The sequence below is a fragment of the Comamonas sp. genome (assembly GCF_009360615.1).
In the GTDB taxonomy this organism is placed as follows: domain Bacteria; phylum Pseudomonadota; class Gammaproteobacteria; order Burkholderiales; family Burkholderiaceae_C; genus Comamonas.
This window is the reverse complement of record NZ_SPEY01000041.1, coordinates 66,288-84,936: the sequence shown is the minus strand read 5'-3', so window position 1 is coordinate 84,936 and position 18,649 is coordinate 66,288. Positions and strand designations below refer to the sequence as shown.

General features: G+C 63.4%; 15 protein-coding genes. 6 read left to right on the top strand and 9 right to left on the bottom strand.

The features are described 5' to 3' along the window. Both E2583_RS12625 and E2583_RS12620 read right to left on the bottom strand, forming a co-directional pair. A partial coding sequence (locus tag E2583_RS12625) for a solute carrier family 23 protein (protein WP_291596219.1) occupies positions 1-1,093 on the bottom strand: 1,093 nt, incomplete at its 3' end. A 668-nt stretch (positions 1,094-1,761) separates the two neighbouring features. Then, complete coding sequence (locus tag E2583_RS12620; protein ID WP_291596217.1) at positions 1,762-2,946, bottom strand: MFS transporter; 1,185 nt, start codon at positions 2,944-2,946, stop codon at positions 1,762-1,764. A gap of 129 nt (positions 2,947-3,075) precedes the next feature. Between E2583_RS12620 and E2583_RS12615 the strand changes: the two genes are divergently transcribed. Then, positions 3,076-4,056 carry a LysR family transcriptional regulator gene (locus tag E2583_RS12615; protein WP_291596215.1) on the top strand — a complete coding sequence of 327 codons (981 nt, stop codon included), beginning with the start codon at positions 3,076-3,078 and terminating at the stop codon, positions 4,054-4,056. Between the two features lie 85 nt (positions 4,057-4,141). Here the strand turns inward: E2583_RS12615 and E2583_RS12610 are convergent, their stop codons facing one another. From E2583_RS12610 to E2583_RS12595, 4 genes are read right to left on the bottom strand one after another with little or no spacing between them, the layout of a single operon-like run. Next, positions 4,142-5,419 (bottom strand): M20/M25/M40 family metallo-hydrolase, encoded by a 1,278-nt coding sequence (locus E2583_RS12610; protein ID WP_291596213.1) that lies wholly within the window; start codon positions 5,417-5,419, stop codon positions 4,142-4,144. Continuing rightward, a complete protein-coding gene (gene uraD, locus E2583_RS12605) occupies positions 5,416-7,191 on the bottom strand; it encodes a 2-oxo-4-hydroxy-4-carboxy-5-ureidoimidazoline decarboxylase (RefSeq protein WP_291596211.1) in 1,776 nt (591 codons plus the stop codon). Before uraD ends, E2583_RS12610 begins: the two co-directional genes overlap by 4 nt. Positions 7,192-7,198: 7 nt before the next feature. Beyond that, complete coding sequence (gene puuE, locus E2583_RS12600; protein ID WP_291596208.1) at positions 7,199-8,155, bottom strand: allantoinase PuuE; 957 nt, start codon at positions 8,153-8,155, stop codon at positions 7,199-7,201. Continuing rightward, positions 8,152-8,829: a GntR family transcriptional regulator gene (locus E2583_RS12595; RefSeq protein WP_291596206.1), complete on the bottom strand. Its 678-nt coding sequence runs from the start codon at positions 8,827-8,829 to the stop codon at positions 8,152-8,154. The genes puuE and E2583_RS12595 overlap by 4 nt, the downstream gene beginning before the upstream one ends. Before the next feature lie 212 nt (positions 8,830-9,041). On the opposite strand from E2583_RS12595, the gene E2583_RS12590 reads away from it, so the two are divergent. Continuing rightward, positions 9,042-10,394: a glycerate kinase gene (locus E2583_RS12590; protein ID WP_291596204.1), complete on the top strand. Its 1,353-nt coding sequence runs from the start codon at positions 9,042-9,044 to the stop codon at positions 10,392-10,394. A gap of 144 nt (positions 10,395-10,538) precedes the next feature. Here E2583_RS12590 and E2583_RS12585 read toward each other — a convergent pair whose 3' ends face one another. Continuing rightward, entirely contained in the window at positions 10,539-11,456 is a 918-nt protein-coding gene (locus tag E2583_RS12585; protein WP_291596203.1) for a LysR family transcriptional regulator, read from the bottom strand. Positions 11,457-11,564: 108 nt separating this feature from the next. Here E2583_RS12585 and gcl point away from each other — a divergent pair, with 108 nt between their 5' ends. The 3 genes from gcl (at position 11,565) to glxR (ending at position 15,278) form a co-directional block, all read left to right on the top strand. Next, positions 11,565-13,355, top strand: coding sequence for a glyoxylate carboligase (gene gcl / locus E2583_RS12580; RefSeq protein ID WP_291596201.1), 1,791 nt, complete (start codon positions 11,565-11,567; stop codon positions 13,353-13,355). A 123-nt stretch (positions 13,356-13,478) separates the two neighbouring features. After that, positions 13,479-14,282 carry a hydroxypyruvate isomerase gene (hyi, locus tag E2583_RS12575; protein ID WP_291596199.1) on the top strand — a complete coding sequence of 268 codons (804 nt, stop codon included), beginning with the start codon at positions 13,479-13,481 and terminating at the stop codon, positions 14,280-14,282. 84 nt (positions 14,283-14,366) lie between these two features. After that, complete coding sequence (gene glxR / locus E2583_RS12570) at positions 14,367-15,278, top strand: 2-hydroxy-3-oxopropionate reductase (RefSeq protein WP_003052441.1); 912 nt, start codon at positions 14,367-14,369, stop codon at positions 15,276-15,278. A gap of 96 nt (positions 15,279-15,374) precedes the next feature. On the opposite strand, the gene ggt is transcribed toward glxR, so the two are convergent. Beyond that, complete coding sequence (gene ggt, locus E2583_RS12565; RefSeq protein WP_291596197.1) at positions 15,375-17,210, bottom strand: gamma-glutamyltransferase; 1,836 nt, start codon at positions 17,208-17,210, stop codon at positions 15,375-15,377. 321 nt (positions 17,211-17,531) lie between these two features. On the opposite strand from ggt, the gene uraH reads away from it, so the two are divergent. Next, positions 17,532-17,882, top strand: coding sequence for a hydroxyisourate hydrolase (uraH, locus tag E2583_RS12560; RefSeq protein WP_003070903.1), 351 nt, complete (start codon positions 17,532-17,534; stop codon positions 17,880-17,882). A gap of 133 nt (positions 17,883-18,015) precedes the next feature. Here uraH and E2583_RS12555 read toward each other — a convergent pair whose 3' ends face one another. Next, positions 18,016-18,405, bottom strand: a complete 390-nt coding sequence (locus tag E2583_RS12555; RefSeq protein ID WP_291596192.1) for a DoxX family protein — start codon at positions 18,403-18,405, stop codon at positions 18,016-18,018. Between the last annotated feature and the right edge of the window lie 244 nt (positions 18,406-18,649).

Sequence of the window (18,649 nt, the reverse complement as noted above, 5' to 3'; positions counted from 1 at the left end):
AGCGGCTGAGCACGCCGGTCACGGCCACCAGACCCACGTTCTGCGAGAAGCTGGTGTAGGGGAAGGTGTTGAAGATGCCGCCGATCAGCGTGCCCAGGCCGTCGGTGCGCAGACCGCGGGTCAGCTCGTCCTGGGTGATGTCGCGCTTGGCCATGTCGCCCAGGGCCAGGAACATGCCGGTGGATTCGATCATCACCACCACCATCACCAGACTCATGGTGAGGATCAGGATGGGGTCGAACACCGGCATGGCGATCTGGAAGGGCAGCACCAGGGTGAACCACTCGGCCTTGGCAACCTTGTCGAAGTTCATCAGTCCCATGGCCACGGAGATCACACCGCCGATCAGGATGCCCATCAGCACCGAGATATTGGCCAGGAAGCCCTTGGCAAAGCGTGCGATCAGCAGGATGGACAGCAGCACGATGCCCGAAACCGCAGCGCCTTGCAGGTCGGCGTACTTGGGGTTGGGCATGGTGGGCAGCACCGAGAAACCCTTGGGGATGGCGGGCAGCGAGGAGCCGGGAGCGCCGGCCATGGCCTGGGCTTCGGCCAGCCACTTCAGGTGCTCGGGGTTGGGCACGGACGGGGCGGTGGGGCCGACGGGATTGCCGAAGATCCAGTTGATGCCCACGCGCATCAGGCTGATGCCGATGACGGCGATGATGGTGCCGGTCACGACCGGGGGGAAGAAGCGCAGCATGCGGCTGATGAGCGGCGCAATGAGGATGGAGATCACCCCCGCGCCGATCACCGAGCCGAAGATCAGGCCTGCGCCCGCATTGCCGCCGGTGCTCTGTGCCATGGACACCATGGGCGCCACGCTGGCAAAGGTCACACCCATCATCACGGGCAGCTTGATGCCGAACCACTGGGTCGCACCCATGGCCTGGATCAGGGTGACCAGGCCGCACACGAACAGGTCGGCAGAGATCAGGTGCGCGACCTGCTCGGGCGGCAGGTTCAGGGCACGGCCCACGATCAGCGGCACGGCGACAGCTCCGGCATACATGACCAGAACGTGCTGCAGACCTAATGCGGTGAGCTTGCCGAACGGCAGGACCTCATCCACGGGATGCACTTTGGATGTCATAAAAACATGTCTCCTCACTCTATATTGGCTTCAGGTTGGCATGCGATTCGTGAATGGCATGCAATCCATACAAAAAGTGTATACAGCTCATAACGCGCGACATCTAGCGGTAAACCCTGCTCAAAATTCAGTGTCTGGATGGAAAGTCGATGGTTATGTTTTTCGCGCATAACCATCTAAGGTAATTACTGATTGCTATGAAATATGTAGCTTTCAGCCCTTTGTTTTTCGGATTTTCAGAATTAAACATACTGAAACCTTTTGGCATCAAGCGAGAGTTGCTTTGTTTTTCATAGCAGAATTTGCGCCATATGCAATCGGCAGGCCTTCGGAGCCGGTTATGCGTGCCCAGGTTTCGGGTCTTGCAACATCTAGTGAAAGAAACTGCATTTGCGTGCGGTGGTGTGTGCCCTGCATTAGCGATGAAGAAGGTGCGAAAAACGGCGTCCAGCCCAAAATTGGTGCAGCGCTGTGCAAAAGCGTGCACCAAGACCGGTCAGGAGCCCTGGCGTTGCGATGGCGTCCAAAACAGTGCAAAAACCATGCCGATAGGGTGCGCGCGCAAAAAAATGGCGACCTGCAGGTCGCCTTGGTGTGGGAATCGCTTGCTCTGCCGCTTCAGCAGACTGCCGCTTGGTGCGCCAGAGAGCCAGGGGCTGGGACGGTATTCAGTGCATGCCTGCCGCCATGGCCGAGCGGTGACCCGAGCGGGCTTGGTGCGGTGTCAGGCTGGTCATGAGCAGTGCTGCAGCCGCAGGCAGGGCGGCAGCCCAGGCCAGGGAAGTCAGGCTCAGGCCCTGCGCGATCACCACCCCGCCCAGCCAGGCACCCAGGGCATTGCCCAGGTTGAAGGCTGCGATATTGAGGCTGGATGCCAGATTCATGCCTGCTTCGCCCGCAGATTGCAGCACGCCCATCTGCAGCGGCGCCACGGTGGCAAAGGCGGCAATGCCCAGCATCAGCACAAAGCCAATGGCCAGGGGCGTACTGGCAAACATCCAGCGGCCCGCGATCAGCACCAGCATCAGGGCCGCCAGGGACACCCACAGTGCGCGTTGCACGCCAAAGCGGTCGGCCAGCTTGCCGCCCACATGGTTGCCAACGGCCAGGCCCGCACCGAACAGCAGCAGGGTGACGGCGATCATGCGGTTGTCCATTCCCGTGATCCGGGTCAGAAGGGGCTCGATATAGGTGTAGAGGGTGAAGACGCCGGCAAAGCCGATCACAGTCAGCAGCAGGCCGCGCCACATGGCGCGATTGCGCAGCACGGCCAGTTCCTGTGCCAGGCCCTGCGGGCTGGGCATGCGCAGCTCGCGCGGCACATGTCGCAGCAGGATCAGCAATGCGATCACGCCGATCGCGCTGACGCTGGCAAATGCCATGCGCCAGCCCCAGTGCTGGCCGATCCAGGTCCCGAAGGGAACGCCCAGCAAGGTGGCAAGGGTCAGGCCGGAAAACATCAGCGCAATGGCCGAGGCCTTCTTTTCGGGGGGCACCAGCTGGGTGGCGACGACCGCGCCCACGCCGAAGAAGGTGCCGTGGGTCAGCGAGGTCAGCACGCGTGCCGCCAGCAGCCAGCCATAGCTGGGCGCCAGGGCGGCGGCGGCATTGCCGGCGATGAACAGCACCATCAGGCCCAGCAGCAGCAGCTTGCGTGGCCAGCGGCGCGAGGCCAGCGTGAGAACGGGAGCGCCCACGGCGACGCCCACGGCATAGCCCGAGATCAGCGTGCCCGCCGTGGGGATGGAGATATGAAGGTCCTGGCTGACCTGGGTCAGCAGGCCCATGATGATGAATTCCGTGGTGCCGATGCCGAAGGCACCGGCGGCCAGAGCAAGCAATGCTGCAGGCATGACGAACCGTCCTTTTGAAAATTCCGCGAAGGGCTGAACTGTGAACCGGTGGCAGATGCTGCGCTAGCCCTTGGTGTGGACATGCATTTGTTCCTGTGGGGAACAAATGGCATCTTTATGATGTCATTCATGAAGAAATCGATTGCTATGCCGGACGCTCGGGAGCAGGGCTCTGACCGCTTTGTGGAGCTGCAGACCTTTGTGCTGGTGGCCCAGCAGGGCAGCTTCTCGGCAGCGGCGCGTCTGCGCGAGGTCTCGCCGTCCGCCGTCAGCAAGATCGTGGCCCGGCTCGAAACCCGGCTGGGCGTGCAGCTGCTGCGTCGCAGCACCCGGCGGCTGGAGCTGACGGCCGAGGGAGAGCAGTTGCTGGAGCAGGGCCGGCAACTGCTGGCGGACTGGCTGGCGCTGGAATCCTCGGTCACCCAGCAGGGCCAGCCTGCCGGAGTGGTGCGCATCAATGCCAGCTCGTCCACCGGCAATCGCCTGCTGGTGCCGCTGGTCGGTCCGCTCATGCAGACCTGGCCAGGCCTGCAGCTGGACCTCAGCTTTACCGATCACGTCGTGGACCTGATCGCGGCTCGCGCCGATATCGCCTTGCGCTGGGGAGAGCTGCCGTCGTCGGACATGGTGGCACGCAGGCTGGGGCACACGCGCCAGGTGATCGTGGCCTCGCCGGAGTATCTGCAGCGCTTCGGCAGGCCGACGCATCCGGATGAGCTGGCAGGCCATGTGCGCATCGGCTGGAACTATCCGCGGGCCATACCGCACTGGCCGTTTGTGGTGGCGGGCCAGGCGGTGACGGTGGGCATGGGGGAGGTGCTGCGCGTCAACGATGGCGAAGCCATGGCCAATCTGGCCATGGCCGGGGCGGGCCTGGCGCGGCTGTCGCTCTATCACGCCTGGGACGATTTGCATGCGGGCAGGCTGGAGGTGGTGCTTGAGGATTTCAATCCCGGAGATCTGCAGCCCATCCATGCCGTTTATGTGGGCAAGCCCGGTCAGCTGCCGGTGAGGACGCGGGCAGTGCTGGATTTTCTGGCCAGCCATGTGGACCTGAGTCATGCCGAGCATCTGCCCGCCGACTTTCCGAAGGGGAATGCAGGGGCATGAAAAAAGAGCCTGGACACCGTCCAGGCTCTCTGAAAAACCTCTACCCATGCAGGCAAAGGCTAGGCGTTCACAAGGTACTTCAGGTTCAGGCGGTCAGGTCCACCAGCGAACGGGCCACCACCTTGGTGGCGCGGCGCAGGTCTTCCAGCACCAGGCGCTCGTCGGAGCGCTTGGCGTGCGATTCCAGCACGGTGCGGGGGCCGGCACCGTAGATCACGCCGGGGATGCCGCGCTCGACATACAGGCGCACGTCGGTGTACAGAGGCGTGCCCACGGCCGGAGGCTTCTCGCCGAAGACGGCTTCGCCGTGGCTCTGGATGGCGTCGACCAGGGGCTTGTTGCCGTCCAGGGGGGTCATGGCATTGGCCAGCAGCAGACGCTTGATGTCCACGCGCACGGCGTCTTCGCCGCTATAGCCGCCCTGGGCATTGAAGTCGGCGATGGCCTTGGCGATCACGGCGCGGATGCTGGCTTCGACTTCCACGGGATTCTCTTCGGGAATCATGCGGCGGTCGATCTTGAGCATGACCTTGCCGGGCACCACATTGGTGTTGGTGCCGCCGTCGATACGGCCGATGTTCAGGTAGGGGTGCTTGATGCCCGGCACCTTGGAGGTGACCTGCTTGTACTTCACGTTCTCGGCGTACAGCGCATTCATCAGCACCACGGCAGCTTGCAGTGCGTCGACGCCGGTGTGGGGCACGGCGGCATGTGCCATCTTGCCCTGTACGGTGATTTCCATCTGCAGGCAGCCGTTGTGAGCGGTGACGACTTCGTAGCTGAAGCCGGCAGCGATCATCAGGTCGGGTTTGGTCAGGCCTTTTTCCAGCAACCAGCCGGGGCCCATGATGCCGCCGAATTCCTCGTCGTAGGTGTAGTGCAGTTCCACGGCGCCCTTGCTGGGCTTGGCCACGGCTTCCAGAGCGCGTACGGCGAAGGTGAAGGAGGCGAAGTCGCTCTTGCTGACGGCCGCGGCACGGCCATAGAGCTTGCCGTCCTCGATCTCGGCACCATAGGGGTCCTTGGTCCAGCCTTCGCCCGGGGGCACCACGTCACCATGGGCATTCAGGGCGATGGTACGGCCACCGTCCCCGTAGGGGCGGCGCACGATCAGGTTGGTGATGGACTCCATGCCGTAGGCCTTGACGTCGGCTTCGGGCACGACGTGCTTTTCAGCGTCGAAGCCAAAGCCCTTGATCAGCTCGGCAGTCCGTTCGGCGTGGGGGGCGTTGTTGCCGGGAGGCGTGTCGGTGGGCACTTGCACCATGGCCTGGAGGAACTTCACTTCTTCGTCGAAGTGCTCGTCAATCCATGCATCGATGGCGGCGTAGGTGGCTTGCTTGTCTTGATTCATATTGGTCATTGCTGTTCTTGAGCCAGTTGATGGAGGAGGTGGGTGAAGGCATCCACGGACAGTTGCATGTCGTCGGAGGTGGAGGCTTCCAGCGGGTTGTGGCTGATGCCTGCGTTCATGCCGCGTACGAACAACATGGCCTGGGGCATGATTTCGTGCAGCTTCATGGCGTCGTGACCGGCACCGCTGGGCATGCGGAACAGGGGGACGCCCAGTGCCTCGACCGCGTTTTCCCAGCGTTTCTGCCATTCGGGAGCGCTGGGCGCAGCCGATGCCTTCATGGACAGATCGGTGGTGTAGCGCAGGCCGCGGCGTTCGGCGATTGCCGCCATCTCGGCCATGATGTCGTTGATCATGGCATCGCGCTGCTCGTTGGTGGGGGCGCGCAGATCCAGCGAGAACTGGCAGCGGCCGGGCACCACATTGACCGAACCCGAGGGCACGTTCAGCTGGCCGATGGTCGCCACGCTGTCGCCGTCCTGGCCGGCGCGCTTTTCGATGTACAGCGACAGTTCGGCCACGCCGGCTGCGGCGTCGCGGCGGCGGTTCATGGGTGTGGTGCCGGCGTGGCTGGCCATGCCGATGAATTCGCAGACATAGCGGGCGCTGCCGTTGATGGAGGTGACGATGCCCAGGGGGATGTCCAGCTCGTTGAGCACGGGGCCCTGTTCGATATGCACTTCCACAAAGCCCAGGTACTTGGCGGGATCACGCCTGAGCTTGGGAATATCGTCGATGCACAGGCCGGCGTGCAGCATGGCTTCGCGCAAGGTGATGCCGTCGGCGTCCTTCTGCTCCAGCCATTCCTGCTTGAAGTCGCCCACCAGGGCGCCCGAACCGAGGAAAGTGGCCTTGTAGCGCTGACCTTCCTCTTCCGAGAAGCCCACCACTTCGATGTTGAAGGGCAGACGCTTGCCTTGCTGGGCTAGCTGCTTGACGCAGGCCATGGGCACGAATATGCCCAGGCGTCCGTCGTACTTGCCGCCGTTGCGCACCGTGTCGTAGTGGCTGCCGGTCAGCAGAGTCTTGGCGCCTTCGGTGGCGGCCTTGTAGCGGCCGACCACGTTGCCGACGGCGTCGATTTCGACTTCGTCGAAGCCGATCTCACGCATCCAGTGGCTGATGCGCTGTGCGCAGGCGCGGTGGGCGTCGGTCAGATAAGTCACCGTCAGCTGGCCCTTTTCGGCGTAGCCGGGGTCGCTGTTGGTGGACAGGCGCTCCTGCCAGTCCCAGACTTCGTTGCCTTCGACGGGTTCGTAGCCGAACTTGTCGTTCAGGCGGATCTCGGCGATGCGGTGGATGTTGCGCAGTGCCTCGGCCTGTTCGTAGGCCGGATGGTTGAACATGCGGCGCTCGAAGGTCGCAATGATCTCGGCCTTGCTCAGACCCAGACCGCGCGCGCCGCGCACGGCCAGGATGAAGGGGAAGCCGAAGCGCTTGCCGTACTCGGCGTTGAGCTTGCGGATGTGCTCCAGCTCTTCGGGCGTGCAGTTGGTCAGGCCGGCCTTCTTCTGCTCGTTCGTCGATTCGGCCGTGAGCGTGTTGGTCTCCATCTGCTTGCCGGCCAGCTCCGGGTGAGCGCGGATCAGATCGAGCTGGGCCTGCTCGCTCGACTCGGCCAGCACTTTGGCCATGGCGTGTTTGATGTGGGCCATGGACTTGAAGGGACGCTGCTCCAGCGCCTTGGCGGCAATCCAGGGCGAGTGCTCGTACAGGCCATCGAGCAGGTCGGTGGCGGTTGCCGCATCGGCGGCATTCAGTTGTTCCAGGGTCAAAGCCATGTCGCAATCAATCCTTGCAGGGGAAACGCTCGGCCCAGTGGCGAGCCAAATCAATACGGCGGCACACCCACACGTTGTCGTGCTTCTGGATGTGGTCGAGGAAGCGCTGCAGCGCTGTAATGCGGCCGGGACGGCCAAGCAGTCGGCAGTGCATGCCGATGCTCATCATCTTGGGGGCGTTGTCGCCGCTGGCATTGCCCTCGGCGTACAGGACATCGAAGGTGTCCTTCATGTACTGGAAGAACGGATCGGCATGCGAGTACCCCTGAGGCAGGGCGAAGCGCATGTCGTTCACGTCGAGGGTGTAGGGAACGATGAGCTGGTTGTGCGTCGTGCCGTCGCTCTTGGCGACCTTCATCCAGAAGGGCAGGTCGTCGCCGTAGTAATCGCTGTCGTAGGTGAAGCGGCCGGCATCTGCCACCAGGCGGTGGCTGTTGGGGCTGTCGCGGCCGGTGTACCAGCCCAGGCCGTGGTCGCCGCCCGCGCCGTACAGCTCGTCAAAGATGTCCACGCATTGCTGCATGTGGGCGCGCTCGACCTCTTCGGGCACGTTCTGGTAGTGAATCCACTTCAGGCCATGGCAGGCCACTTCGTGACCGAGCTCGTCAAAAGCCTGGGCCAGCTCGCGATGCTTTTGCAGGGCCGTGGCCACGCCGAACACGGTCAGCGGCAGACCCCGCTTCTCGAACTCCTTGAGAATGCGCCACACGCCTGCGCGCGAGCCGTATTCATAGATGCCGTCCATGCTCATGTGACGGGCCGGGTAGCTGGCAGGATTGAACATTTCCGACAGAAACTGCTCGCTGCCCGGGTCGCCATGCAGGATATGGTTCTCACCGCCTTCTTCGTAGTTCAGTACGAACTGAACGGCCACGCGAGCTTTGCCGGGCCATTCGGGATGGGGAGTGTTGCGACCGTAGCCAATCAGGTCGCGCGGATAGGAGGCGGTGGAATCGTAAGTCATAGGGATACGGATGAAAGTGCCATCGACAGATCGTTCGTTGGCAAGTCGCGGTCGAAGGTCAGGCCTGCTTCCACGTGGTCCAGGTGCTGCTGCATCAGCTGCACCGCATGTTCGGCATCGCCCGCAGCCAGCGCGGTCACGATGTCGGCATGTTCTTCGTGCGAATGCTCGGCCGCCGATGCAGACTGGTACATCAGGGTGATCAATGCGCAGCGGGAAATCAGCTCGCCCAGCAGCTGTGCCAGCACCTCGTTGCCCATGAGCTCGGCCATGCGCACGTGGAAGTCGCCCAGCAGCTCGGTGCGCTGGCCCACGTCATTGGCTTCCATGGCCTTCTTCTCGGCAGCCACATGCTGCTTGAGGGCGCGAATCTTGGCGGCGCTGCTTTGCTTGACAAAGCTGCGGACCATCTCGGCCTCGAGCATGCGGCGCACGGCAAACACCTGGCGCGCCTCGTCCACCGAAGGCGTGGCCACAAAGGCGCCGCGGGCGGGCTCGAGCCGGATGAGACGGTTCTGCGAAAGCTGGAACAGGGCCTGGCGCACCAGGGTGCGGGAAACTCCAAAGTGGTCGGCCAACTTTTGCTCGGCCAGCTTGGTGCCGGGCATCAGGCGATGCTCGACGATGGCCTTGGTCAGGCTTTCGACAATGAAACTGGTGGTGGAAGTTTCCATAAATCCATCATAGCGGTTGAAGACAAGTTTTGTATACAGTTTCTGTTCACCAAACATGGTGTTTGTATCGATGTTCAGGCGCAGAAAGCTGTGCGCAAGCGCGCAAACCCAATGGGAGCAAGGGCTTGCAACATTGGTATTGCAAAGATCAGCAGTGTTGTGACTGGGGGCCCTCTGTAAGGGAGAAAAGCCCGAATGCACAATGCGCAGCTATGCAAGCACAGAATACATCCTCGCGCGCGCAGGCCGCGGCAACGCCTGTTCCCCAGCAAGACCCGGCTGGCTTTCTGCGTCATCTGTATGACGTGGCGGTGCGCAATGCCCTGCCCATCGAGGGACTGGCGCGTCATCTGCCCAAGCCGCCCAAGGGCCGTACCCTGGTGCTGGGTGCCGGCAAGGCCGGCGGCTCCATGGCGCAGGCGCTGGAGGCTCTGTGGCCGCAGGATGCCCCGCTGTCGGGCCTGGTGGTGACGCGCTACGCGCACATTCCCCCACGCCCCGAAGGGCTGGCCCGGCGCCTGGAGGTGGTGGAAGCGGCCCACCCCGTGCCGGACGAGGCCGGTCTGGCTGCGGCCGAACGCATCCTGGCGCTGACCGAGGGCCTGACCGCCGACGATCTGGTGATCTGCCTGATCTCCGGCGGCGGCTCCTCGCTGCTGACCCTGCCCGCCGAAGGCATCGACCTGGCCGAGAAGCAGCGCATCAACAAGGCGCTGCTGGAGAGCGGAGCGGCGATTGGCGAGATGAACTGCGTGCGCAAGCACCTGTCGCGTGTCAAGGGCGGTCGTCTGGCGGCCGCCTGCCACCCCGCCAAGGTGGTGACGCTGACCATCAGCGACGTGCCTGGCGACGATCCTTCGGTGATCGCCAGCGGACCCACGGTGCCGGACGCCTCGACCTGTGCCGACGCGCTGGCCATCCTGGACCGCTACCAGATCGGCATCCCGGAGTCCGTGCGCGCGGCGCTGCAAGCCGGCGAACTGGAGACGCCCAAGCCCGGCGATGCCCGTTTCGAGGGACATGAGGTGCATCTGATCGCCACGCCCCAGCAGTCGCTGGAAGCAGCGGCGGCCGCTGCTCGCGAGGCCGGCATCGCCGTGCATGTGCTGTCCGACGAGATGGAGGGCGAGTCGCGCGAGGTGGGGAAGGTGCATGCAGCACTGGCGCGTGCCGTGGCCAGGCGCGATCAGCCCTTTGCCAAGCCCTGCGTGATTCTCTCCGGGGGGGAAACCACGGTCACCATCCGCCCGCGTCAGCCCGGGGCTGCCAAGGGGCGCGGCGGCCGTGCCGGCGAGTTCTGCCTGGGTCTGGCCCAGGCCCTGCAGGGGCAGGGCAATGTCTGGGCGCTGGCTGCGGACACCGACGGCATTGACGGTGTCGAGGACAACGCGGGAGCCCGCGTCTCGCCCTGCACGCTCAAGCGCGCGGCAGAGCTGAACCTGCGTATCAGCGATCACCTGGATCGCAACGATGCCTACGGCTATTTTTCGGCACTGGGAGATCTGGTGATCACCGGCCCCACGCATACCAACGTCAACGACTTCCGCGCGATCCTGGTGCTCTGATTCGCGGTATGGATAGCAGCTATCGCTTCGTTCTCAAGGAATCCCAGCCGTCCGGATGCTGCAGCTGCCGACTTCGAGACGATAGCTGCTTTGCTTTTGATAGCGCTTCGCACGGATTGATTCTTTTGCAGAATCAATAAGGAATCAGCCGCCGCGCGGCAGATCTTCCCACCAGGCATCGTCGAATTTCCCCTGTAGGAAAGCGATGAAGGACTGCACCTTCTGCGGCACCAGGCGCGGCGAGGGGTAGACCGCGTGGATTTCCTGTTCGGGCAGGCGGCAGGTCCTGAGTACCTCCACCACGCGCCCGTCCTTGAGCGAATCCTGGGCCACATAACGCGGTAGCGCTGCAATGCCCATGTGCGAGCGGGCCGCCGCCAGCAGGGCCGAGAGATTGTTGGAGCGCAGCCGCCCGGTGACGGGAATCGACACCGGCTCGCCGCTGGCATTGCGCAGACGCCAGATATCGTTGCCCTGCACGCTGCTGTAGATCAGCGTGGAATGCTCCTTGAGATCCGAGGGACGGCGCGGCGTGCCGTGCTTGCGCAGATAGGTGTTGGACGCCACCAGCACCCAGGGATTGACGCCCAGCATGCGTGCCCCCAGCGAGGAGTCGGCCAGCTTGCCCAGGCGCAGCGCCACGTCGATGCCGTTGGCCACCAGATCGGTGTAGCGGTCCTCGAAGCTCAGGTCGACCTGCACCTGGGGGTTGTGCTTCATGAAATCCATGGCCAGCGGAATGAGCACGCGGCGCCCGAAGGCTACCGAGCTGCCGATGCGCAGCTGACCCTGCACCTGGGTCTGGCGCACCTTGACGACATTCTCCGCCTCCGCCACGTCGCTGACGATGATCTTGCATTTCTCGTAGTACAGCGCGCCGGCCTCGGTCAGGCTCACGCCGCGCGTGTTGCGGTTGAGCAGGCGCACCTTCAGGCGAGCCTCCATGGCCGCAACCTGCTTGGTGACCGTGGGCTGGGTGGTGGCGAATTCCTGGGCGACCTTGGTGAAACTGCCGGTCTCCACCACGCGCACGAACATGTGCATCGCATCGAGTCTGTCCATGGGTTCATCTCCTATTTATTCTTGGGTGGAATAAATTTTATGGTCTGCAACCGGCTTCCGGCAAGCAGGGGTCTTGTCTAAAGTTCATTTCAGTTTGAAGGAGACCTCATGGCCAAAATGAAAGCAATCGAAGCCGCAGTCCGCGTGCTCGAAAAAGAAGGTGTTAGCGTTGCATTCGGCGTTCCCGGTGCCGCCATCAATCCGCTGTACGCAGCGCTGAAGGACCACGGGGGCATCGGCCACATCCTGGCCCGCCACGTCGAAGGCGCCAGCCACATGGCCGAAGGCTATACCCGTGCGGTGGCCGGCAATATCGGCGTGTGCATTGGCACCAGCGGTCCCGCCGGCACCGACATGATCACCGGCCTGTACTCGGCCAGCGCAGACTCCATCCCCATCCTGTGCATCACCGGCCAGGCACCTCGCTCGCGTCTGCACAAGGAGGACTTCCAGGCCGTGGACATTGCCTCCATCGCCAAGCCCGTGACCAAGTGGGCCACCACCGTGCTGGAACCCGCCCAGGTGCCACGTGCCTTCCAGCAGGCTTTCCACCTGATGCGCTCCGGTCGTCCCGGCCCCGTGCTGATCGATCTGCCCATCGACGTGCAGCTGGCCGAGATCGAGTTCGACATCGACACCTACGAGCCCCTGCCGGCCTACAAGCCAGCCGCTTCGCGCAAGCAGGCGGAGAAGGCGATCGAGATGCTCAACGAATCCGAGCGTCCCTTGCTGGTTTCCGGCGGCGGTGTGATCAACGCCGATGCCTCCGATCTGATGGTCGAGCTGGCCGAGATCCTGAACGTGCCCGTGATCCCCACCCTGATGGGCTGGGGCACCATCCCCGACGATCACCCTCTGATGGTCGGCATGTGCGGTCTGCAGACCAGCCACCGCTACGGCAACGCCAACATGCTGGCTTCGGACTTCGTGTTCGGCATCGGCAACCGCTGGGCCAATCGCCACACGGGCTCGGTCGAGGTCTATACCAAGGGCCGCAAGTTCATTCACGTGGACATCGAGCCCACACAGATCGGCCGTGTGTTCGCGCCGGACTACGGCATCGTCTCCGACGCCAAGGCGGCTCTGGAGCAGTTCGTCGCCGTTGCCAAGGAGTGGAAGGCTGCCGGCAAGCTCAAGTGCCGCAAGGCCTGGGTGGCCGAGTGCCAGGGCCGCAAGAACAGCGTCGAGTACCTGCGCAAGACCAACTTCGACAATGTGCCGATGAAGCCCCAGCGCGTCTACCAGTGCATGAACCGCACCCTGGACCGCGACACGACCTATGTGTCCACCATCGGTCTGTCGCAGATCGCCGGTGCCCAGTTCCTGCACGTGTACAAGCCGCGCAACTGGATCAACTGCGGCCAGGCCGGTCCCCTGGGCTGGACCACTCCCGCCGCTCTGGGTGTGCGCGTGGCAGACCCCCAGCGCAAGATCGTGGCGCTGTCGGGCGACTACGACTTCCAGTTCATGATCGAAGAGCTGGCCGTGGGCGCGCAGTTCAAGCTGCCCTATGTCCATGTGCTGGTGAACAACAGCTACCTGGGTCTGATCCGTCAGGCACAGCGCGCTTTCTCGATCGACTATTGCGTGCAATTGGCGTTCGACAATATCAACATGAATGAGGGTGATGCGACCCGCGGCTACGGCGTTGACCATGTTAAGGTCGTCGAAGGTCTGGGTTGCAAGGCCATCCGCGTACACCGCGCCGAAGACTTTGCCCCCGCCATGCAACAGGCCGAAGCCTGGATGGCCGAGCACAAGACCCCTGTGGTGATCGAGTGCATCCTGGAGCGTGTGACCAACATCTCCATGGGCGCGGAAATCGACAACGTGGTCGAGTTCGAAGACCTGGCGACCGAGAAGGCCGACGCGCCCAGCGCACTGGCCCTGCTGGACTGAGTCCGCCGCACCCCTGAGCGGCACCGCCGCTTCCCCCTTTCCCTGCGGGAGGGGGCGCCGCCTTCGCGGCGGGGTGGCCCTTGCCGGGCGTCCAACCCTTAACGATTACCGGAGACTTTTACCATGCCCCGTTTTGCAGCCAACCTGAGCATGCTGTTCACCGAGGTGCCTTTCCTCGAGCGTTTTGAGCGTGCCGCCAACGCAGGCTTTGAAGCCGTGGAGTTTCTCTTCCCCTACGCGCATACCGTGGAAGAGATCAAGGAGCGCCTGGACGCCACCGGACTGAAGATTGTTCTGCACAACCTGCCCGCTGGCGACTGGGATGCGGGCGAGCGCGGCATTGCCTGCGACCCCCAGCGCGTGGACGAATTCCGCGCCGGCGTGGCCAAGGCCGTGACCTATGCCCACGCCCTGGGTGTGCCCCAGCTCAACTGCCTGGCCGGCAAGGTTCCTGCCGGTGTCGACGCTGCCGTGGTGCGCCGCACTTTCGTGGAAAACCTGCGCTTTGCTGCCGCCGCCCTGAGCGCTGCCAACATCCGCCTGCTCATCGAGCCCATCAACCCCTTCGACATCCCCGGCTTCTACCTGAACCGCACCGAGGATGCCCTGTCCATCCTGGACGAAGTGGGTGCGCCCAACGCCTTTGTGCAGTACGACATCTACCACGCCCAGCGCGTGGAAGGCGAGCTGGCTGCCACCATGCAAAAGCAGCTGGGCCGCATCGGTCACATCCAGCTGGCCGACAACCCCGGTCGCAACGAACCCGGCACCGGCGAGATCAACTACCCCTTCCTGTTCGCACACCTGGATCGCATCGGCTACGACGGCTGGATCGGCTGCGAATACAAGCCCGCCAACGGCACCGAGTCCGGCCTGGGCTGGCTGCAGAAGATCGGCGGCTGGAGCAAGGTCGCCGTGGCTGCCTGAATGGATGACAAGGCCTGTGGCGCCTGCTCGCAAAGCGCCACCAGCCCCCGAATTTGAGTATCAAGAAAACTGAGGAGTACAACCATGAACGCATCGTCTCTCAAGCTGGGCTTTATCGGTCTGGGCATCATGGGCGCGCCCATGTGCGGCCACCTGATTGCGGCCGGCCACCAGCTGTTCGTCAACACCGTGGGCAAGGTGCCTGCCAACATCGCCGAAACCAGCGCCACCCAGTGCACCACCGCTCGCGGCGTGGCCGAGCGTGCCGACATCATTTTCATCATGGTGCCCGACACTCCCGACGTGGAGAAGGTGCTGTTCGGTGAAGACGGCGTGGCAGCCGGTCTGAAGGGCAGCGCCGGCAAGATCGTGGTCGACATGTCCTCCATCTCGCCCGTGGCCACCAAGGACTTCGCCAAGCGCATCGAAGCCGCCGGCGCCCAGTACCTGGACGCTCCCGTCTCCGGCGGTGAAGTCGGTGCCAAGAACGGCACCCTGTCCATCATGGTCGGCGGCCCCGATGCGGCTTTCGAGCGCGTCAAGCCCCTGTTCGACAAGATGGGCAAGAACATCACCCTGGTGGGCGGCAATGGCGACGGCCAGACGGCCAAGGTGGCCAACCAGATCATCGTGGCGCTGAACATCGAAGCCGTGGCCGAAGCCCTGCTGTTCGCATCGCGCGCCGGTGCCGATCCAGCCCGCGTGCGTGAAGCCCTGCTGGGCGGCTTTGCCTCTTCCAAGATCCTGGAAGTGCATGCCGAACGCATGATCAAGCGCACCTTCGATCCCGGCTTCCGCATCGCCTTGCACCAGAAGGATCTGAACCTGGCCCTGTCCAGCGCGCGTCAGCTGGGTGTGTCTCTGCCCAACACGGCGCAGGCACAGGAACTGTTCAACAGCTGCGTGGCCCACGGAGGTGCAGCCTGGGATCACTCGGGCATGGTGCGTGCCCTGGAAATCCAGGCCAACTTCGAAATCGGTCAGAAGGCTGAATAAAGAGAGGTGGGGAGGGCGGCCGCTGGCCACGCGTACGGCCAGCAGCCGCCTCAAGTGAAAGCCGCGCTCGGGGGAGCGCGGCTTTTTTGTTCAGCGTCAGAACCCCATGGTTTTTCCGTCAGGATTGCGTGGGTCCGAGGCCCCGCGCAGCAGGCCGTCGCGGATCTCGATGGTCTGCGAGCGGCCCATGGATGCCTTCAGTGCCACCGTGTGGCCCCACTGCCTGAGCAGGGCCAGCGTATCGGGGCTGAAGCCTTTTTCAACGCGCAGCTCGTCAGGCGTCCACTGGTGATGAAAGCGCGGCGTGGACGCCGCCTCGGCCGGGTTCATGCCGAAGTCGATGTGATTGACGACCTGCTGCAGCACCGTGGTGATGATGCGCGCTCCGCCCGGACTGCCGGTGACGAGAACCGGCTTGCCGTCCTTGAGCACCAGGGTCGGCGTCATCGATGACAGCGGCCGCTTGCCGGCCTGCACGGCATTCGCGTCGCCGCCCACCAGGCCATAGGCATTGGCCACGCCAGGCTTGGCCGAGAAATCGTCCATCTCGTTGTTGAGCAGAATGCCCGTGCCCGGGGCGACGATGCCGCTGCCGAAATTGGTGTTCAGCGTATAGGTCACGGCCACGGCATTGCCGGCCTTGTCCACCACCGAATAGTGGGTGGTCTGGTCGCTTTCATAGGCCTGGGGCCGGCCGGGCCGGATGTCCTTGCCGGGTCTGGCTTGCCGGGGCTTGATGCCCGCAGCCAGCTCGCCGGCATAGCTCTTGGAGATCAGTCCCTTGAGCGGAATCTTCACGAAGCCAGGGTCGCCCAGGTATTCCGAGCGGTCGGCGTAGGCGAGCTTCATGGCCTCGGTCATGTAGTGCACGCTCTGCGCGCTGTTGGCGCCCCATTGATTCATGGGCCAGCGCTCCATCATGTTCAGAATCTGAATCAGATGCGCGCCGCCCGAGGAGGGCGGGGGCATGGTCACGATCTGGTAGCCCCGATAGCTGCCGCGTATGGGTTCGCGCTCCACCACCTGGTAGTCGCGCAGGTCCTGCAGGGTGATGGCATTGGCATGCGGCGCCATTTCAGCAGCGATCCTCTGCGCGATCGCTCCCTGATAGAAGGCCTTGGCGCCCTGCTGGCTGATCAGACGCAGGGACTGCGCCAGATCCTTTTGCACCAGCCGCTCGCCGGTTTGCAGCGGTGCGCCGTTCTTCCAGAAAACGGCCTGGGTGGCCGGCCAGCGGCCCATGTGCTTTTTCTCCTGCTCCAGGGTCTTGGCCAGGGTGACGCTGACGGGATAGCCCCTGTCTGCCAGTGCAATCGCCGGCGCCATGACCCTGGCCAGCGGCATGCTGCCCCAGCGCGATAGCGCGTGCGTCATGCCTGCCACGGTGCCCGGCACGCCCACGGCGTAGTGCGTGTGGAGCGACTTGCCGTCGATCACCTTGCCATCGGCATCCAGGTACATGGTGCGTGACGCGCCCCTGGGGGCCACTTCGCGGAAGTCCAGCGCAATGTCCTTGCCGCTCTTTGCATCGTGCACCATCATGAAGCCGCCGCCGCCGATATTGCCGGCATTGGGCAGGGCCACAGCCAGCGCAAAACCCACGGCCACGGCGGCATCGACGGCATTGCCGCCGGCCTTGAGAATATCTACGCCGATCTGCGTGGCCAGCTCCTGCTCCGAGGCCACCATGCCGTTCTTGGCGATGACGGGGTGAAAGACATCCAGATCGAAGTCGTAGGCGGCAGCGGCAGCCTGGGCGGCGGCAGTCTGGGTGACGGCTGGCGCTGCGGCCTGGGCCTTGGCATCGTTGCCGCTGGCCTGGGCCGTGCCGTCCTTGCGGGCGGCCTCCGGTGCTGCGGTGCTGCTGCAGGCGCTCAGGCCGGTCAGAGCGATGAGCAGGCTGGCTGCCAGGGCGGTGGTGCGCAATCGCATGCGTTGTCTCCTGTTCGCTTGATGAGTCGGCCCAGTGTATAGAGGCTGTGAAGGGTGCCAATCGGGCCGGCTCGGCTATGTGCCAGAAAGTCAAGGCAGAAAAGCCTTTGATGGAGTACAGAAACTGTATACACTTTGGCGATCACAGCAAGGCGCTCGGGCGCCAGCTTTGTGATGGCATAAATGTTTCAGGACTTGCGCAAACCAGAATGCAGCAACGGCCTGACTTCTGAGGCAGCGGTCCTGCCTGAACCCGTTTCGCGCAAGTCGTGTGTTTGATACAACCAAGGGCAGTGGCAAACTGTCCGTGAGGAGATTTCCATGGGCCTGAGCACCCACGTTCTCGACACCATGAATGGCTGCCCCGCCGCAGGCATGGCCGTCGAGCTGTTTTCCACCGAAGGCGACAAGGCCACGCTGATCAAGAGCCTGGTGCTCAATCACGATGGCCGTACCGATGCGCCGCTGTTCGACAACAACACGCTCAAGGTCGGCACTTATCGCCTGACCTTTGACGTTGCGGCCTACTTCAAGGCCCGCGGCGTGCAACTGCCCGAACCCAGCTTCCTGAACAAGGTCAGCCTGGACTTCGGCGTGGCCAATGTGGAGCAGCACTACCATGTGCCTCTGCTGGTCAGTCCCTGGAGCTACTCCACCTATCGCGGCTCCTGAGCGGGACGTGCGTCTCCGAGGGGAGACATGGCAAAAGCAAGAGCGGCTTGCGCACATCATTTCATGGTCTCGCCCTTATGCGGCATCGGAACCAGGAGATGACAGGCGCAAGCCGCTCCTGTTTTCATTGGCACTATTTTCCCTTGGAATAGGCCATGGCCACGACCAGAGCGCTCACGAAATAAAAGGCCTGCAGTTCCAGCGCCCAGCCGCCGGTATTGTTGAGCATCAGAATCTGCCGGGTGTGCATCAGCGCAAATGCCACCACCATGTTGATCGCAATCACCAGCGCGGCCGGTACCACCCACAGACCCACCAGCAGCAGCAAGGGGGCGACCACTTCGCCCAGGTAGACCGCATAGGCGAGAAAGCCTGGGGCCCCCAGGCTCTCGATCTTGGCCTCGATGCTGCCGATGCCATAACGAATCTTGGCCCAGCCATGCAGCAGCATCAGCAATGCCAGCGTGACGCGCAGCACAACCAGCGCTGCCCTGGGGTGGTGAAAATAATTCCAGAACTTCATGAACTTCCTGTCGTCCGAGCTTGGGTTACATCAACAATGCTAGCGTCAATTTGAGGGCGCTCGCGCGATGTACCTTGAATCGGCCCGAGTCCTGCCGTCGGTTTCTGTTGTAGGTCTTTTTCCACAACTGCGCTTGCCTTCTGTAGGCCAAAGGCGCAAGCTGTAACTGCCGAGTTTTATCGGCAAGCCTGCCGACTAGCATCGTGCCAACCCCGCTTCTGACTGCTTTGCATCGGGGGGATGT

Coding starts and splice junctions, on each gene's coding strand:
- E2583_RS12620 (WP_291596217.1), bottom strand. CDS start 2,946: ATGCCTGCAGCATTGCTTGCTCTGGCCGCCGGTGCCTTCGGCATCGGC.
- glxR (WP_003052441.1), top strand. CDS start 14,367: ATGAACGCATCGTCTCTCAAGCTGGGCTTTATCGGTCTGGGCATCATG.
- E2583_RS12595 (WP_291596206.1), bottom strand. CDS start 8,829: ATGGAAACTTCCACCACCAGTTTCATTGTCGAAAGCCTGACCAAGGCC.
- E2583_RS12610 (WP_291596213.1), bottom strand. CDS start 5,419: ATGACCAATATGAATCAAGACAAGCAAGCCACCTACGCCGCCATCGAT.
- uraD (WP_291596211.1), bottom strand. CDS start 7,191: ATGGCTTTGACCCTGGAACAACTGAATGCCGCCGATGCGGCAACCGCC.
- E2583_RS12615 (WP_291596215.1), top strand. CDS start 3,076: ATGAAGAAATCGATTGCTATGCCGGACGCTCGGGAGCAGGGCTCTGAC.
- hyi (WP_291596199.1), top strand. CDS start 13,479: ATGCCCCGTTTTGCAGCCAACCTGAGCATGCTGTTCACCGAGGTGCCT.
- uraH (WP_003070903.1), top strand. CDS start 17,532: ATGGGCCTGAGCACCCACGTTCTCGACACCATGAATGGCTGCCCCGCC.
- E2583_RS12590 (WP_291596204.1), top strand. CDS start 9,042: ATGCAAGCACAGAATACATCCTCGCGCGCGCAGGCCGCGGCAACGCCT.
- gcl (WP_291596201.1), top strand. CDS start 11,565: ATGGCCAAAATGAAAGCAATCGAAGCCGCAGTCCGCGTGCTCGAAAAA.
- puuE (WP_291596208.1), bottom strand. CDS start 8,155: ATGACTTACGATTCCACCGCCTCCTATCCGCGCGACCTGATTGGCTAC.
- E2583_RS12585 (WP_291596203.1), bottom strand. CDS start 11,456: ATGGACAGACTCGATGCGATGCACATGTTCGTGCGCGTGGTGGAGACC.
- E2583_RS12555 (WP_291596192.1), bottom strand. CDS start 18,405: ATGAAGTTCTGGAATTATTTTCACCACCCCAGGGCAGCGCTGGTTGTG.
- ggt (WP_291596197.1), bottom strand. CDS start 17,210: ATGCGATTGCGCACCACCGCCCTGGCAGCCAGCCTGCTCATCGCTCTG.